This is a genomic window from Enterocloster lavalensis (genome assembly GCF_046603895.1).
GTDB classification, from domain to species: domain Bacteria; phylum Bacillota; class Clostridia; order Lachnospirales; family Lachnospiraceae; genus Enterocloster; species Enterocloster lavalensis.
Genome location: NZ_CP176637.1, coordinates 5072319 through 5087299 on the forward strand (window position 1 = coordinate 5072319; position 14981 = coordinate 5087299).

The following is a 14981-nucleotide window of genomic DNA, read 5'->3' on the forward strand; positions in this document are numbered from 1 at the left end:
ATCAAACGTAAAGGAGAGATGCTATGAACCTACCCGGCAGTACAAAACAGGAGATTTACGGGCTGGTAGCCCGGTGCACGGAGGATTTTTGTCAGACTCAGGCCCTGGTCTGCGATTCCGCCTACATCAGCGGCAGCCTGAACATATCCCGCTCCCTTGCCTCGCAGTATCTGAATGAATTTGTGCGGGATCAGGAGCTGATTAAAATTAATACGCGTCCGGTTTATTTCCTCAACCGCAGGATTGTGGAGGAGAGCTTCAAGGTCAGTCTGACGGGCAATTCCTTTTACGATCCGGAGGAGTTAACGGAGCTGGCGGAGAAGTCGTTGCTGACCCGCAAAAGCTTTATCCGGGCTATTGGAAACGACACCTCTCTTAGCCATTGCGTGATGCAGTGCCAGTCAGCGGTACAGTATCCGCCCAAAGGGCTTCCCATTTTGATCTGGGGGGAACACGGCGTGGGAAAAAGCTTTTTCGCCTCTCTGATTTACGATTACGCCAGGAGCGAGCGCCTGATCCCGGAAACGGCGTGCCTGATCCGGTTTGGAGCGGGCAGCCATCCGGGAGACGGTGATTACGATGTGCGCAAGCTGTTCGGGGAGGCCGGCCGGGAAGGCCGCGGCGGCCTGCTGAAGAAGGCTGCGGGCGGCTATCTGGTGATCGACCATGTGGAGAATCTGTCGTCCCAGTGCTGGACCCGTCTGCTGGACTACATAAAGACCGGGACCTTTTACCCCTGGGGAAGTGGGGAGCGGGCGTCAAACTCCACGTCGCGGCTGATCTTTCTCACCTGCCGCCAGCCCATGGAAGCGGTGGGGAGCGCGGTCCTCCAGCACATCCCGATCATCTGCCGCCTCCCTTGTCTGGAGGAGCGTCCCATGGAGGACAAGGAAACCCTGGTGATCTCATTTTACCGCCGGGAGGCGGCAGAGATCGGCCGGAAGATTTTTATCTCCAACCAGGTATTCAACACGCTGATCCACCACAGCTACGACCATAACATAGCCGAGCTTTACAACTGCATCAAGACCAGCTGCGCCAACGCGTATCTGGCCGCTCCCCAGGGAAAAAAGTCCCTGAATGTTCTGCTGTACCACCTGCCGGAGAATCTGGCGGCTGCAGAGGAGCCGGAGGAGGACCGGGAGTTGGAGGAGAAGGTGATGATCGATACGGCCACCTTTAACACCAGGGCCGATTCCGACCGGATTTTAAGCTTTTTTGACCGGATTCTCAACCTGTGCCAGCAATATGGGCACGGTAAAATGACGCTTCAAGGCTTTATGAAGGAGTGCAGGGAGAGCCTGGAACTCTACTACGAATACATTATTTTTGAGAAGAAATACAGCAACGCCAAGGTGCGCTCTATAGAGAGGACACTGGAGCGCGTTCTGGACGAAGCGAGCGGCAAATATGAAATCCATCTGCCCGCCAACTGCGCCTTTGTGGCGTCCCGGCTGCTGTATGCCCAGATTCAAATGCGCTCGCCGGTGCGGCTGTGGAAACTGAAAAATCAGGGAGATCTGGAAGTTTTGTCCTCCCTGGTCCGGCAGAACTGCGAGACGGAATACATGGCGGCGCACTGGATGATGAGCCGGATCTGCCAGAAGCTTGACATGACCATGGACGGGATGAATACGGTGTTTTTGGCTCTTAATATTGCATTCTACAACCGGAATCCCACTGGGCAGAAGTGCATTGGGGTGGTGATGGCGCACGGCTGCTGTACGGCCCGCTCCATCGCGGATGCGGCCAACAAGCTGTTGGGAGAGCAGCTCTTTGACGCCATCGACATGCCGTTGGATATTTCCGTGGAGGAGACGGCCCGAACCCTGAAGCAGTACATCTTAAAAAACAGCCTGAACCGGGATGTGATCCTGTTGGTGGACATGGGGTCATTGGAGGAGATGGGGGGGCAGATGGCGGATATCCCCAACATCAAGATCGGGGTCATCAACAACGTGTCCACCGGGGTGGCGATTTCCATCGGCAGCAGCATAAGGCGCAAGCTTCCCATGGAACAGATTCTGGCGGAGACCTGCGAAAAGACGGTCTGCACCTACCGCATTTTCTCAGGAGGAAAGAAAAAGGCGGCGATCCTCATCACCACAGAGACGGGGGAAACGGCGGCGTCAAGGGTGGTACAGCTGTTTCGGACCAGCCTGCCGAGGATGGTGGATATTAGCTTTATTCCCTACGACTACAGCCGTCTGGCAAAAAATCTGGATGAGGACGAGGTGTTTGAGCGGTACAATGTGCTGTTTGTGTCGGGAACTCTGCCGTTGAAGCTCTGCGGCACGGCTTTTGTGCCCCTGGAAAAGATCATTGCCTTCAAGGATATCGAGCAGGTGAACCGGATTTTCTCACCATATTTTACGGCGGAGGAGCTGGAACAGTTCAACCAGTGCCTGCTCAAAAATTTCAGCCTGGAAAACGTCATGAATTACCTGACCATCCTCAACGCGGACAAGCTGCTGAACTTTATTGAGGATGCCCTGAAACGGCTGGAAAACCTGATGGAGCTGCGGCTGTCCAATACCAATATGGTGGGGATGTACATTCATATCAGCTGCCTGGTGGAGCGTCTGGTCACCAAAACCGTGATTGAACGCCCGGAAAATCCACCTGCGCTTACCGGGGATCAGAGGCGGTTTGTGCGTCTGTTTGAGGAGAGCTTCGCCAGCCTGTGCGCCCACTACAATGTTGAGATACCGCTGGCCGAGATGTTATACATTTATGGATATATTTGCGACAGCGCCGGGGAGCCTTGATCCATTCGCGCGCTGGGAGAGGAGTAATGTATGATCGTGATGTTTCGGATTGATTACCGGCTGCTTCATTACCAAACTGCAGCCATGTGGCCGCTGAAGCTCAATGTCAATGAGATTATTGTGGCCAACGATCCGGTTTTAAAGGACGCCCTGCGCATCAGCCTGATGAAGATGACCGCCCCCCATGGCTGCAAGGTGAGGATCATTTCGGTGGCGGAGGCCGTCGGGTATCTGAACAGCCCTGAGGCAGAAAAGCGCAGGATCCTGCTGTTGGTGGAGGGAACCGCGGACGCGCTGCAGGTGGTGGAGGGGGTGAAGGGGATCACCCACTTGAACGCCGGGCTGATGAAAACTGGCGAGGGGAGAAAAATGGTCAGCCCGACCCTGGCCTTTGCACCTGAGGATTTCGACAATTTTAAGAAAATCCTGGACCGGGGCGTGAGCGTGGAGTCCTATGTGACGCCCGATGACCGCAGGATACCGATTACAAAATACTTAAAATAGAATATGGAGGGGGAACAAATGACAACAGCGTTATTATTAGGACTTGTCTGCTTTTTGGGGTACTGCGACGGTAAATTCCTGGGGGGTTCCATGCTGGACCGTCCGATTATCATGGGATCCCTGACCGGGCTGGTCATGGGGGATTTCCACACCGGCCTGGTGGTGGCGGGTACCATGGAATTGGCATGGATGGGACTTTTGTACTATGCGGGAACCGTTCCGGCCGATGTGACCGTGGGTTCCATTGTGGGAACGTATTTCGCCATCGCCACCGGACACGGTTTTGAGGTGGCGATCACCATCGCGCTGCCCGCTGGAATTCTGGGGGCCTATGTGGGCACCACCTTTAACACCATCGGCAGCTATGTGATGCATGTCTGCGATAAGTGGGCGGCTGCGGGGGAGATCGACAAGATCAACCGTTTTCATCTGATTTACGGGATCTTAAAGTGCCTGTTCATGGGCCTGGTGGTGTTCCTGACCATTCTTCTGGGAGCCGACGCCATCAGCAGCCTAATCAATGCGATTCCGGAAAATATCATGAAGGGTATGAGCATCGCCTCGGATCTGCTGCCGGCTGTGGGCTTCGGCATGCTGCTCAACATCATGTGGGACAAACGCTTCATACCGCTTTACTTTGTGGGATTCGTGGTGTCCGCGTATCTGGGGCTGGACATTATGGCCATCACCGTTGTAGCGCTCTGCATGGCGCTGTTTAAGATGTACACATCACAGGAGGAAACGGCAAATGAGTGATACCATGGATAAGAAAGTCAATCTGAAAGATCTCAAAAAGGTTTTCTGGCGGAGTTTTTTGATCGAGTGTTCCTACAACAGCGAGCGGATGCACAACCTGGGCTATATCTATTCCCTGACTCCGGTGCTGAAAAAGGTTTACAAGGACGACCGGGAGGGAATGTCGGGCGCACTGCAGCGCCATGTGGAGTTTTACAATGCAACCCCTCAGATTGAGCCCTGCATCATCGGCATCGTGTCCGCTTTAGAGGAGCAGAACGCCCAGTCCGGCAATCAAATGGGCACCATCGTGTCGGCTGTCAAGGCGGGCCTCATGGGCCCCATGTCCGTGATCGGAGACACCTTGTTTTTTACCAGTGGCTTTCGCATCATCGCGGTCAGCGTGGGCGCGGCCATGTGCGCGGCGGGAAATCCCCTGGGCCTGCTGCTGTATTTCCTGATTTTTAACATTCCCCACTACATTGTCCGCTACTGGGGCGTGACCAGGGGTTACAAGCTGGGCAGCAATTTTATCGACATGGTCATCGAGTCCGGCCTGTTGAAGAAGGTGACGGATGTGGCTTATATCGTGGGTCTGACGGTGATCGGAGCGCTGACGGCCTCGTACGTGTACCTGACCACGCCGCTGAGTCTGACCTACGGAGATTCCGTGATCAAACTCCAGGAGATTCTGGATCAGATCCTCCACAACATGCTGCCTCTGGGCGCGACGCTGCTGTGCTCGTATCTGATGAGACGGAAGAATTTTAAAGCGCAGACCCTGATCGTGGCTGTGATGGTGGTGGGAATTATCGGAGGCGTTCTGGGCATTTTTGGTTAATAAAAATATTTAAGATTGGAGAACGGAAACTATGCGGTATGTAATCGCCACACACGGGTATCTTGCGGAGGGCTACAAAAGCGCCATCGGGCTGCTGTCCGGCATGGACCATATCCACACGGTAAACGCCTATGTGGAGGAGCAGAAGGAGGTGGCGGAGGAACTGGAGCGCCTGCTACAGTCGTTTGACAGCGGGGAGCGGGTGCTGGTCCTGACCGACGTGCTGGGCGGCAGCGTAACCCAGGCGGTCAGCGGTCTGATCGGGAAATATCCGCTGTTCCTGGTGACGGGAATCAACCTGGGGCTGGTGATGGAACTGGTCCAGAAGGGGGATATGCTGACGGATGAGATGATTGAGGAGAGTATAGGCGCGGCCAGGGAGCAGATGGTGTGCGTGAACCATGTGCTGGAATCGTGCTGAGGATATAAACGCGGTTGAACGGCGCCGCTGCGCAGGTGGATCTCAGGATCTCCGGCGCAGCGGCGTTTTTTGCGGGAAATAGATTGCGGGAACTATCAAATGCGGTTATCATTGTAAGAAAAGAGCGGGCGTTTGCGGGATCGGGGGGCGGAGGTATGGGATCAAAAAGACTGATTGTAATCATCACAACATTGTTTATGGCGGCTTTATCTCCAGAGGGGCAGAGGCGCTGGGAGGCGGATACGCCGGCCGTTTCCCAGGCGATTGCCGGCGCGCAGGAAACAGGGGGAGAGATGGACGGCGGCGGATTTCAACAGGGGAGGGCGTTGAGCAGTGAGGAGCTTTTATCCATCATGGAAGCTGCCGCAGGGCACCAGTTTGAAACTTATACCTATGTGGATATGAACCACGACGGCGCGGCAGAGCTGATCGGAACGTACTGTGGAGACAGGGAGCGGTACACCACCTGGTATTGCAGCAGCGATGGAAGTTTCTGTAAACTGGTCCACCAAAATGATGATTGGATGGACGGCTGTATCATTGAACTGCTGGACCTGGGGCAGGAAACCCATGTGGTTTTGAACGCGTACCGTATGATGGGAACCGGCAAAAATTATACGATTCTGGCCTTGCGGGCCAACGGGATCAGCTGCATTTTATCAAACCGGTACGGGTATGTGCGCATGGACGAACACGGGGATATCACGCTGGACGTGGAAGCTTACGACGGCCTGTACGACCCGGAGGTCGACAGCCTGATCATGCACACCTGGAAGGACACATATCTGTATTTTGACGGTAAGACATACAAGGAATTCGGGGCGGCCCGGATGCCGGAATCCGCATTCCTGGAGTTCGCAGGTGCGGCGGAACGGAAGGGCGGCATCGAGCAGGAGCTGACACAGACGGATACGGTGGACATTGAATATTCGTATTTTATCCGGGCCAACGGGATTTTGCATGTGCAGTGCGCGGTTCACAATGTTTCCGGACAGATTTTGTACCGGTATTATACGCTGCGGTATTCCGGCAGACAGTTGGTTGGAGGGCTGGGGGAAGCCGGTTATGGGCAGATGGATTCGCAGTTTTCGGATTTGGAGGTGATATATTGAGCTTCATAGTTCTTGGGATCGCCATATACCTTAGCGTCTGCCAGAGAAAGGCTGAAAAGGGGATTAAGGAAAGGTGCACTGCAATAACAAGCGGAAAAATTGACCATACGAAACGCAGCGGATTTTTTAATGGTATAAAATTAAAACGTCGGGGATTAAGGATAAGCTGTTGGCCGTCATTTACGTTTACCTTCCATACAATATACCGATATCATGCGAAAGATAAGGACTATCAGGGAATTGACGCCAGAATGCCAATCGCATGTTTGAAAGCGGGAAATCTGGGAGATTCCGTTAAAATATCTTATAATCCAAGGGACGGAAGGGAGTTTTATTGCCCGAATGAGGATAAAAATGTTAAATATGGCTGGTGGATATTGGCGGGCTTGATTGTGTTGACAATCGCGGTTGTGAGGGGAGTTCTTTATTTTTATTGTCGGGGATGATACTTGTTACTTGATACTGGAAAATTGTTGATGGATGGGTTATACTATATACAGATAGACTATGGTGGAGGGAGTAATAGTCAGGAGGTGAGTTTATGCCATTACCGAAACAGAAAACCTATACGATAGAAGATATATACGCTTTGGCAGACGGAGAACGTGCAGAGCTGATTGATGGACAGATTTTTTATATGGCGCCACCGACAAGGACACACCAACGAATCGTGCTATCATTGAGCCGGAAGATTGCGGACTACATTGATCAGAATAGCGGGACCTGTGAAGTAAATGTTTCACCTTTTGCTGTATATTTAAATGCAGACGATAAGAGGTACTTGGAACCGGATATTTTTGTGGTGTGCGATCAGGATAAGTTAGATGAAAAAGGCTGCCATGGTGCGCCTGATTGGGTGATTGAAGTTGTCTCACCTGGGAGCCGCGAGATGGACTATTATATCAAACTAGCTTTATATAAAGAATCGGGCGTACGCTTATATTGGATGGTTGATATTGAGAGAAAGACGATTGTGGTTTATGATCTGGAACATGAGTCAATACCAGCGCTCTACCACTTTGTTGACAGTGTACCTGTAGGTATTTATCTGGATTTTAAAATTGATTTTAGCAGCATGGATTTGGCGAATGTGAATGAATAAGATTTATTGATTGCACTCTAATTATCATGAGTTAGGGTGCTTTTTTGTATGGAAGGGGGCGTTGGGATGGCATGGGGGGCGTGGGTGATGGGAAATAAGCTAGTGTACTATTTTTTGATATATTTGTATTCACAAGCGTGTTAAGCGTGATAGAAGTGTTTATATAATAGAAAATAATTATGTTTGAGTGTGATATTACTCAATTTAATCGACCATTGCCGAAACAAATGCCCTGTGTTATCATAGGTCTATGGAACAATCGTGTCACTGCAAGGGCGTTGGCCTCCCATATCGTACATAGGATGGGAGGTGGTGCAGATGTATTTCAGTTTTCAAGGCCTTATGGCTTTTGGACTGTTAATCATTGCATTGCTTACCTTTATTTTTAATAATCGTAAGTAGCGTTTTTCTTTAAAGTCCTGATAAAGGCGTAGAAAAACCACCCTTGTAAACTTGGCGAGTCGAAAGGGTGGAGTTTCTATCAGTTCATATCGGCCAACCCCCTGTGGGCGGTTGTTCCTTTTATGTTTATAATATAGCATGGATTGGAATGAAATTCAAGCTTGTGATGGCATTTCAATTTGTAATACAAAGAACATGCCCGGAACCCTTGCTATCGCAAGAATTCCGGGCATGTTCGCGTGGAGCTGAGGGGAATCGAACCCACCTGTTTTTCTTGTATTTACTAGGCTTTCCGGGCCTCGTGTGATATTTCGTGTGATACTTTTTTGAAGTGTTTCAATATCTTCTTGTTCTGCTTGTCTGCTTCCATGTCAATTACGTTTCGATATACGGTTTTCATTACATTGTCGCTTGCCCATCCACCCCGTTTAAGAATATATAAGTCCGGTACGCCAATGGCATGCATGATACTGGCTGCATAATGGCGAAGATCATGGAAGCGAAAGTGGGGGAGACCGGCGCGTAGGACGGCCTTTTTGAATTTGTTGCTGATTTGATCTGGCGTGGATTTGATAATACGCCCTTCAATGCCGGAAAGTTTGTTGATCACAAAATCCGGAAATTCCACCGTGCGGTAGCTGCTGAATGTTTTGGGCTGTCGGGTGTACCAGAGCCGGTCAGGACCCATCACCATACTCTTATTGATGTCGATTAAGTTCCCATGCACATCCTGCGCCGTGAGCGCGCATATCTCGCCGCGCCTCAAAGGACCAAATGCAGCGAGTAATACAGCTATTTCAAGTTCTGTTCCAGCAATGGATTCCAGCAGCTTTTTGACATCATTGTCTGATGGGCAATAGAGCTCAGGTTTCTTCTTTGCCGGAAGGGTGGTCTTTAAACGAAAATCAGGTGAAAACATTTCCAAGGAAGAGGCCAGAAGGCCGTGAATATTTCGAACAGTTTTGGGACTATGATCCTTTGAAAGATCGCTGATCCATATCTGCAAGGAAGTATTATTTAGGTCTTTCAATTTAGTCGTTCCAATCTCTTTGAAATAATTCCGCTGCATTTTTTCATAACCCAAGACTGTGCTGGGGGACAGGACGCCACGTTTGGCGTCAATATAGCGTGTGACGGCCCCGTAAAGGGTAAGGTTCTCCGGGGCCTGTGCGGCCTTGCCTGCAGCCCACTCTGAGGCTATGAACTGGGCCTCGCGTCTGGTGGGAGCGGTGAAGGACTTGTAATGCTTTTTGCCATCTACGTCTACGTGGTCGAATACCTGGATTCGCCAGGAGCCGGATGGGAGTTTCTTGGGGGTTGCCATGGTATCATTCCTCCTACTTTTGGAATTTTGGGTACAAAAAATACGCCCTTGCCAAGGCGTACCAGGAATGATATAATTCTATTGGTTGGTAGATTATATCTTCTGGCACGTCCAGCAAGAGAATCTATGTGAAAAGCTCTGGGAGTTAGTAGCTCCTGGGGCTTTTTATTTTACGAAAATATAAGTTATTTTAGTTTCAGCTCTATTAATTCTTTATGATACCCCCATAATCTAGCCAATGCACAAATCGAATATTGTCGCTCTACGACATATTCCTGCACGTCACTGTCAGATATTAAAAGCTCTGCAGCAAATTTATTGGCCTCTTTTTCAATTTTAGAATTTAGGAGAAGAGTTTTGTGCTTAATGAAGTAACAATTTTGTCGGGGATGCATGATTGCATGGCCTAATTCATGCGCCATCACAAATTCTAATTCATGAGGTTCCAGGTTTTCATTAAGCCAAATGCACTTACTCCGTTTAAGATACATATAACAACCATAACGGGAGCCGATATCACCTATCTGAATCTCTATACCTAAAGCCTCAGCAATCTGAAATGGATTAGAAGTTTTATATTTTCGTTGATAGTAAGCGACAATACGTTTTATATCTCTTGTCAATCGGCTCACCTACTTTTTATACTTGTCTGGGGTGTACTTCTCCTTGTTTTTTGCTTTTAAACGGCGTAACATCAATTCAACTTGCCCTAGAAAAAGATCGGTATCATCTTCAGGAATATCTTCACCATCAAATGCAGCTGGCCCCAATTCTTTGCTTGCGAGTTTTTCCCTTAGAGATTCTAAATCTTTTTTAATGTCACGTTCATCCTTTTTGGTGATCGTAGATATTTTTGATTCGGGAATATTGTATACGGTGCCGTTGCTTATTCCTGGCATGGTTCCGTATTTATTTGATAAAGCTTGAAATAGGTCATCTTCAAGGTTCTTTCGGTAAGATTTATTTCCTAACATCATAGCAACATAGGTGTCAAAAGGCACGTGTCTTAAATCATATCTATTAGATTCTACACTTCTTGAGAAGAGGCAGTGCAATACCTTGATTTGCGCTTCCATTCGTTTGTTTATAGGCAGGGAGACATTATGAGAAATATTTCTGTTTTCTGCTTTGATTTTTTCGCGTTCTGGATAATAACAATATAATTCTCCGAATTTTTCTACTGCTTTCAACCATGCGGAATGCTGCTTATAATGCGTCTTAATATCGTCTGGGTGAGATGAGTCGTACATCAAACCACATTCTTGGCATGTAGTAAGTCCTCTCTCCTTCATTAAATCATCAACTGTTACATTAAGTTTATTTGCTATCTGCTGAAGCTTTTCGACACTGGGGGTGTTTTTATTAAATTTGTTGATTGAACTTCTCGCAAATCCAAGTTCTTGTTCTAGGCGGTTGACTGAGTAGCCGTTAATTTTCGCAATATCTCTTATGTTTTCGTATAGTCCCATATTATACCTCAAAATTTTGCGCAATTAATACTTGATATACGCAAAATCTTGTGTATAATGAAAATATGAGTTGCGCAAGATTTTGCGATATATCAAATTAAATGCTATATTCTATATTAGTTGGTGGTACTTCTGATTTTAGAATATTTTACGCAATTTGTCAATATGATATCTCAAAATTTTGCGCAACAATAAGGAGGTGATGATTTTGTTGTACGATAACGTAAAGGCTCTCTGCGAAAATAAAAGAATTTCTATTTCGCAACTAGAACGTGTACTGAAGTTTCCAAGGAGCAGTATTTGTAAGTGGAACGAAAATGAGCCAGGAATTCGTAAGGTCCAGAAAGTAGCAGATTACTTTGGCGTTCCAATTGAAAAACTTCTGGAATAAACAAACATTTGTTCGATAAAGCCAATATACCACTGTCGGGCAGAGGTGTCAATGGAAAAAGGAGGGTGAAGAATCATTTTAAAAGTAGGAATAGTCATGGTGGTTTGGTTTATTGGTTTTCTTTGCATTAAAGCGATGAAAAAAATAGAACCCAATAACCGAATTTATCCTGTTTGGGTTCTATTTATTGTAGTCCTATTTACGTTATTTTCAATACATGAAAGGCTTGGTTGATTCCAATTCAGCATTTAGCGAGAGAATTATATCTGTAAGACGGGCACTGTAGGATTCTCGTTCAGAAAGAGAGTAACCATGACCAAAAACGTCTTGATTTACATAAGCAAGGAAATTGCGTAAATCAGTTTGATTATTTGAATTACAAAAAAGCATAGCTCTGTTAAGCGCTGAATGCAGAGCTTCATAATCATGGTTGCTTTGTTTACCCATGGAAAACACACCAGCAGATTGACAAAAATCAGAAAAAGCAGATTTCTTATCGGTGTAATAAATTTCAAACTGCTTTTCTGTAAGCTGTTGAAGCTGCTCCATTTGTTTTAATTTTTCTACGTGCTCAAATTCTAGTCGCTTCATTTTAGCGGTATGAAAATTATTGATAAGAGCAACGGCGATAGGTGAAAGAAATGCAACAATAGCAATTACAGCTGTAATTGCCCATGACAAATCTATTTCGGGCATTAAACCCCATCCTTTCTTTCGTACTCGGCGCTGCAACGCCTGTAAGTACATTATAGGGCAGGGGGAGGAAAACATCAATACAGAAAAGGAGTGATTTAGTGAACGATTTAACAAGAACAACCATCACATCGATTGAGGCCGCAGAGTGGTGCGGCAAAGACCATGGGAAATTGTTGCGTGATATCCGCAATTATATTTCTCAGCTAGGAGAAGCCAAAATTGGATTCTCCGATTTTTTCAAAGAAACTACCTATGTAACAGAGCAGAACAAGACGCTTCCATGTTTCCTGGTCACAAAGAAAGGCTGCGAGTTTATCGCCCACAAGATGACCGGACAGAAGGGGACAGAGTTCACGGCGCGGTATATTAATCGTTTCCATGAAATGGAATCCGGAAAGCTTCCCTGTCCCCTCAATCCCCAGATTGCCTCCAGCGTGGCAGAGCTGGGCCGGGTGACAGAGCGGATCATGCGCAAGCAGGGATCACCGGCGTACAAAATTGCGGAGGCATTTAAACTGGAATGTGAGCAGTTCGGTATTCAGCTCCCGGCGGATTTTGTAAAAGTACCTGACTATGAGCAGTTGTCGCTGACAGAGCTTTTGAGATGACCTGCCGGACCTGCCGTCACGGCTGTTGGTGTCTTGAGCGTGACAGGCGGTATCCATGCAGGAACTATAGTAGGAAGGAGGGAGCACGCAATGAAAAAGAGCGCATATCAGCAGCGCGAGGACGAGGTGAAAATCCTCATCAATGAAGCAAAAGTTCGAAACAACCTGACCGACGAAGGGTTGGCAAAGAAAATCGGAATGCCGTTGGGGACGCTTCGAAACCGAAAAGTTCATCCGGGGAGATATCGGCTGGATGATATCTGGTTGCTGGAGCAGCTGGCGGGCAGAAGGTTGTTAGGAGGAGGCGATTACAGTGATCAAGGTATTGGATGATCCAGCATATGCCGAACTGCAGGATGAGAACACCTGGCTGCGCGGCAGCCTGCGGGAAGCCCGGCGGGGCCAGGAAAGCGCGGAGCGGTTGGCGCTGATGTGCATGGTGCTGTTCGCGGTGTCTGGGACGCTGCTGGCGTTGACCTGGGGCGGGATCATTGTAGTGTGAGGGAGGAAATCATGAAGAGAGAACAGATGGAAGCTATCGCAGCCAGAGCAACGCGGCTTGCAGTGAGTAACCTGGACGCTGCGGTCGAGTACATGACAGAGCTGCGGTATTACGAGGAGTATCTGGACCAGCTGCAGACAGATGACGCCTTGTGCCTGCGGTGTTGGATCGGCCAGGAGATTGAGGCGGGCTGCCGGGAGGCGGTTGAGATCATGAAGATGTGGATCCGGGCGGAGTTGCCGGCGGCAGCGTGAGAGAGGTGAGATGATGTATACGCTGTACATATACAAGGTAATCCGCGAGTATGCGGACGGCACGCGGGGGAAGCGCACCAGGACATTATGCCGGTACGAGCCTGATTTAGCGGTTGGCGAGCTGTATGTCCATCTGGGGCCGGGATACCCAGGGCAGCAGCGAGTATTGAGCATGACGACTGAGCAGGTACCGGATTGAGAGGAGGTGAGGAACGATGATCAGAGGAGCCAAGACCATTGCAGAGTATGCGATCCGAAGCTGGCTTGAAACGGAGAACTTTGAAATGAGCTGTTTCGAGTTGACGATGAATGGCAATGAAGGCTTACTCACAGACAGGACCGGAGCAACTCTTCGGCTGGTCTATGATATTAGATCAAAAACTGTGAGCGTTGCTGAATGAAAAGAACCCCAGACGGGTGGAGCCGTCCGGGATTCGCAAAACAAAATAACTATTACACCTCCATTATACGGAGGCGAACGGAGGAAATCAAGATGAAATTATACGAATTGACCGAGCAGTATCAGGCGCTTCAGGATATGGCCTATGATCCGGAGGTGGACGAACAGACCCTGCGGGATACCATGGAAGGGCTGTGGGGCGTGATTGAGGAGAAGGCTGACGGGTACGCCAAGATCATCTTTGGGATGGAGGCTGATATCGAAACCCTGAAAGCAGAAGAGGAACGGCTGTATGCCCGCAGGAAACGCCTGGTGGATCGCCAGAAGTGGCTGAAGGACAACCTGGAAGCCAATATGCGGGAGATTGGCAAGACCAAGTTCAAGACGGCCTTGTTCAGCTTCAACATTCAGAAAAACGGCGGTGTGGAGCCGCTGGTGATTGACGGCGCCATTGATGACATCCCCGGCCGATTCCTGATTCCACAGCCTCCGACGGTGAACAATGAGGCGGTGCGCAAGCTCCTGGCAGAAAAGGAAGTGGATTGGGCGCACCTGGAGCCGCGCGGCGAGAGTCTGCGGATCCGCTGATGAATGGCGAGAAGATAACCCCGTTTCGTATGCAGGTATTGATGGATGTGGCGGCCCGGATTGTAAAGATCATGGTCACAGGAGCCTGGCACCTGTCTTTTGAAGAGATGGATATGGTTCTGACGCTGGTACGGAACGGGATGGACGAAAGCATGAAGCGAAATGCGAAAGGAGAGCAAAAATATGTTTCTGAAAACGGGAGAATTAAAGAAGATTATGAAGGCCAGCCTGAAGAAGCACGGCCTGATTGTGGGAAACGTAGATGATCATTACCTTGTGTATTCGGATTGCTGGGGTGCGTATGTAGAACATCCGTATGCGTCCAACAAATTCAAGGCGGCCATCATGGAGCTGATCGGGGACCTGCCGGAACCGGGTGAATGCTACCACTATACCATCGGCGCGGACAAGGAACTGGTCCAGGAAGCGGTTATTGATTATCCGGATCCGTATGAGGATTGGAAGCGGGCGAAAGACTTTGCCGCGATTACCCCGATGTTCCTGATGGCGTGGCCGCATGAATATCTTGTATTTCAGCGTCACAGTGATCTGGCATTTCTGACAGCGGAAAGAAAGCTTTCATGCGACGTGATATCTGCCAGTGAGCTGGATCATACGGCCGAAGGAATGCCTGGGCGCCCCAGTATGCTGTATTCTGTACTGTATTTTAAGAATGAGACAACCATTTACTGGGTACATACGGAATCGCCGGGGACTAAGGCGCGAGAAGTGCTGTTTCCACACATGAATGGGATTAGCTTTTTTGAAGATGATTGGATTGCAGAGAATGTCAATCAGGAAGAAGAGGAACTGACAGACCTGGAAGAGGAAGCAGCGGAAGAACCGCTCCCATACTAAGGAGGA

21 protein-coding genes are annotated in these 14981 nt (G+C 49.0%); 17 read left to right on the top strand and 4 right to left on the bottom strand.

All coding sequences use genetic code 11. The annotated features are described in order from the left end of the window. Positions 1-23 precede the first annotated feature (23 nt). From ACK2JC_RS22685 to ACK2JC_RS22720, 8 genes are all read left to right on the top strand, one after another. A complete protein-coding gene (locus tag ACK2JC_RS22685; protein WP_320936867.1) occupies positions 24-2768 on the top strand; it encodes a sigma 54-interacting transcriptional regulator in 2745 nt (914 codons plus the stop codon). Positions 2769-2798: 30 nt separating this feature from the next. Next, the gene (locus tag ACK2JC_RS22690) at positions 2799-3272 is read left to right on the top strand and encodes a PTS system mannose/fructose/N-acetylgalactosamine-transporter subunit IIB (protein WP_092369519.1); all 474 of its coding nucleotides are present in this window, start codon (positions 2799-2801) and stop codon (positions 3270-3272) included. Positions 3273-3290: 18 nt separating this feature from the next. Then, on the top strand, positions 3291-4028 hold the full coding sequence (locus ACK2JC_RS22695; RefSeq protein ID WP_320936866.1) for a PTS sugar transporter subunit IIC: 738 nt from the start codon (positions 3291-3293) through the stop codon (positions 4026-4028). Continuing rightward, the gene (locus tag ACK2JC_RS22700) at positions 4021-4848 is read left to right on the top strand and encodes a PTS system mannose/fructose/sorbose family transporter subunit IID (protein ID WP_227169928.1); all 828 of its coding nucleotides are present in this window, start codon (positions 4021-4023) and stop codon (positions 4846-4848) included. Before ACK2JC_RS22695 ends, ACK2JC_RS22700 begins: the two co-directional genes overlap by 8 nt. 31 nt (positions 4849-4879) lie before the next feature. After that, on the top strand, positions 4880-5269 hold the full coding sequence (locus ACK2JC_RS22705; protein ID WP_092369524.1) for a PTS sugar transporter subunit IIA: 390 nt from the start codon (positions 4880-4882) through the stop codon (positions 5267-5269). A gap of 155 nt (positions 5270-5424) precedes the next feature. Continuing rightward, a complete protein-coding gene (locus ACK2JC_RS22710) occupies positions 5425-6381 on the top strand; it encodes a hypothetical protein (RefSeq protein ID WP_368271949.1) in 957 nt (318 codons plus the stop codon). Then, entirely contained in the window at positions 6378-6827 is a 450-nt protein-coding gene (locus ACK2JC_RS22715) for a hypothetical protein (RefSeq protein WP_320936268.1), read from the top strand. The genes ACK2JC_RS22710 and ACK2JC_RS22715 overlap by 4 nt, the downstream gene beginning before the upstream one ends. A 95-nt stretch (positions 6828-6922) precedes the next feature. Next, the gene (locus tag ACK2JC_RS22720) at positions 6923-7483 is read left to right on the top strand and encodes a Uma2 family endonuclease (protein ID WP_227169924.1); all 561 of its coding nucleotides are present in this window, start codon (positions 6923-6925) and stop codon (positions 7481-7483) included. Positions 7484-8168: 685 nt separating this feature from the next. On the opposite strand, the gene ACK2JC_RS22725 is transcribed toward ACK2JC_RS22720, so the two are convergent. From ACK2JC_RS22725 to ACK2JC_RS22740, 4 genes are all read right to left on the bottom strand, one after another. Continuing rightward, positions 8169-9209: a site-specific integrase gene (locus tag ACK2JC_RS22725; protein WP_368271951.1), complete on the bottom strand. Its 1041-nt coding sequence runs from the start codon at positions 9207-9209 to the stop codon at positions 8169-8171. Between the two features lie 185 nt (positions 9210-9394). Next, positions 9395-9832, bottom strand: coding sequence for an ImmA/IrrE family metallo-endopeptidase (locus ACK2JC_RS22730; protein ID WP_368271953.1), 438 nt, complete (start codon positions 9830-9832; stop codon positions 9395-9397). A gap of 9 nt (positions 9833-9841) precedes the next feature. Further along, entirely contained in the window at positions 9842-10678 is an 837-nt protein-coding gene (locus tag ACK2JC_RS22735) for a helix-turn-helix domain-containing protein (protein ID WP_368271955.1), read from the bottom strand. 601 nt (positions 10679-11279) lie between these two features. Then, positions 11280-11765, bottom strand: coding sequence for a hypothetical protein (locus ACK2JC_RS22740; RefSeq protein ID WP_302327699.1), 486 nt, complete (start codon positions 11763-11765; stop codon positions 11280-11282). Positions 11766-11863: 98 nt separating this feature from the next. On the opposite strand from ACK2JC_RS22740, the gene ACK2JC_RS22745 reads away from it, so the two are divergent. The 9 genes from ACK2JC_RS22745 (at position 11864) to ACK2JC_RS22785 (ending at position 14975) form a co-directional block, all read left to right on the top strand. Then, positions 11864-12373: a Rha family transcriptional regulator gene (locus ACK2JC_RS22745; protein ID WP_368271957.1), complete on the top strand. Its 510-nt coding sequence runs from the start codon at positions 11864-11866 to the stop codon at positions 12371-12373. Positions 12374-12463: 90 nt separating this feature from the next. Then, entirely contained in the window at positions 12464-12706 is a 243-nt protein-coding gene (locus ACK2JC_RS22750; RefSeq protein ID WP_368271959.1) for a hypothetical protein, read from the top strand. Further along, positions 12687-12875 carry a hypothetical protein gene (locus tag ACK2JC_RS22755; protein WP_368271961.1) on the top strand — a complete coding sequence of 63 codons (189 nt, stop codon included), beginning with the start codon at positions 12687-12689 and terminating at the stop codon, positions 12873-12875. The genes ACK2JC_RS22750 and ACK2JC_RS22755 overlap by 20 nt, the downstream gene beginning before the upstream one ends. A gap of 11 nt (positions 12876-12886) precedes the next feature. Next, complete coding sequence (locus tag ACK2JC_RS22760) at positions 12887-13129, top strand: hypothetical protein (RefSeq protein ID WP_368271963.1); 243 nt, start codon at positions 12887-12889, stop codon at positions 13127-13129. Between the two features lie 10 nt (positions 13130-13139). Further along, positions 13140-13328 carry a hypothetical protein gene (locus ACK2JC_RS22765; protein ID WP_368271965.1) on the top strand — a complete coding sequence of 63 codons (189 nt, stop codon included), beginning with the start codon at positions 13140-13142 and terminating at the stop codon, positions 13326-13328. A gap of 16 nt (positions 13329-13344) precedes the next feature. Further along, complete coding sequence (locus ACK2JC_RS22770; protein ID WP_368271967.1) at positions 13345-13530, top strand: hypothetical protein; 186 nt, start codon at positions 13345-13347, stop codon at positions 13528-13530. A 92-nt stretch (positions 13531-13622) separates the two neighbouring features. After that, entirely contained in the window at positions 13623-14117 is a 495-nt protein-coding gene (locus ACK2JC_RS22775; RefSeq protein WP_320976996.1) for a siphovirus Gp157 family protein, read from the top strand. After that, complete coding sequence (locus ACK2JC_RS22780; protein WP_368271969.1) at positions 14117-14383, top strand: hypothetical protein; 267 nt, start codon at positions 14117-14119, stop codon at positions 14381-14383. The genes ACK2JC_RS22775 and ACK2JC_RS22780 overlap by 1 nt, the downstream gene beginning before the upstream one ends. Next, positions 14301-14975, top strand: coding sequence for a hypothetical protein (locus tag ACK2JC_RS22785; RefSeq protein ID WP_368271971.1), 675 nt, complete (start codon positions 14301-14303; stop codon positions 14973-14975). Before ACK2JC_RS22780 ends, ACK2JC_RS22785 begins: the two co-directional genes overlap by 83 nt. The last annotated feature ends 6 nt before the right edge of the window (positions 14976-14981 follow it).

What these genes read in the sequence shown, in the direction of transcription:
- ACK2JC_RS22685 (WP_320936867.1), top strand. Translation starts at nt 24, where the DNA reads ATGAACCTACCCGGCAGTACAAAACAGGAGATTTACGGGCTGGTAGCC.
- ACK2JC_RS22695 (WP_320936866.1), top strand. Translation starts at nt 3,291, where the DNA reads ATGACAACAGCGTTATTATTAGGACTTGTCTGCTTTTTGGGGTACTGC.
- ACK2JC_RS22740 (WP_302327699.1), bottom strand. Translation starts at nt 11,765, where the DNA reads ATGCCCGAAATAGATTTGTCATGGGCAATTACAGCTGTAATTGCTATT.
- ACK2JC_RS22780 (WP_368271969.1), top strand. Translation starts at nt 14,117, where the DNA reads ATGAATGGCGAGAAGATAACCCCGTTTCGTATGCAGGTATTGATGGAT.
- ACK2JC_RS22770 (WP_368271967.1), top strand. Translation starts at nt 13,345, where the DNA reads ATGATCAGAGGAGCCAAGACCATTGCAGAGTATGCGATCCGAAGCTGG.
- ACK2JC_RS22705 (WP_092369524.1), top strand. Translation starts at nt 4,880, where the DNA reads ATGCGGTATGTAATCGCCACACACGGGTATCTTGCGGAGGGCTACAAA.
- ACK2JC_RS22735 (WP_368271955.1), bottom strand. Translation starts at nt 10,678, where the DNA reads ATGGGACTATACGAAAACATAAGAGATATTGCGAAAATTAACGGCTAC.
- ACK2JC_RS22765 (WP_368271965.1), top strand. Translation starts at nt 13,140, where the DNA reads ATGATGTATACGCTGTACATATACAAGGTAATCCGCGAGTATGCGGAC.
- ACK2JC_RS22750 (WP_368271959.1), top strand. Translation starts at nt 12,464, where the DNA reads ATGAAAAAGAGCGCATATCAGCAGCGCGAGGACGAGGTGAAAATCCTC.
- ACK2JC_RS22725 (WP_368271951.1), bottom strand. Translation starts at nt 9,209, where the DNA reads ATGGCAACCCCCAAGAAACTCCCATCCGGCTCCTGGCGAATCCAGGTA.
- ACK2JC_RS22775 (WP_320976996.1), top strand. Translation starts at nt 13,623, where the DNA reads ATGAAATTATACGAATTGACCGAGCAGTATCAGGCGCTTCAGGATATG.
- ACK2JC_RS22760 (WP_368271963.1), top strand. Translation starts at nt 12,887, where the DNA reads ATGAAGAGAGAACAGATGGAAGCTATCGCAGCCAGAGCAACGCGGCTT.
- ACK2JC_RS22710 (WP_368271949.1), top strand. Translation starts at nt 5,425, where the DNA reads ATGGGATCAAAAAGACTGATTGTAATCATCACAACATTGTTTATGGCG.
- ACK2JC_RS22720 (WP_227169924.1), top strand. Translation starts at nt 6,923, where the DNA reads ATGCCATTACCGAAACAGAAAACCTATACGATAGAAGATATATACGCT.
- ACK2JC_RS22785 (WP_368271971.1), top strand. Translation starts at nt 14,301, where the DNA reads ATGTTTCTGAAAACGGGAGAATTAAAGAAGATTATGAAGGCCAGCCTG.
- ACK2JC_RS22700 (WP_227169928.1), top strand. Translation starts at nt 4,021, where the DNA reads ATGAGTGATACCATGGATAAGAAAGTCAATCTGAAAGATCTCAAAAAG.
- ACK2JC_RS22690 (WP_092369519.1), top strand. Translation starts at nt 2,799, where the DNA reads ATGATCGTGATGTTTCGGATTGATTACCGGCTGCTTCATTACCAAACT.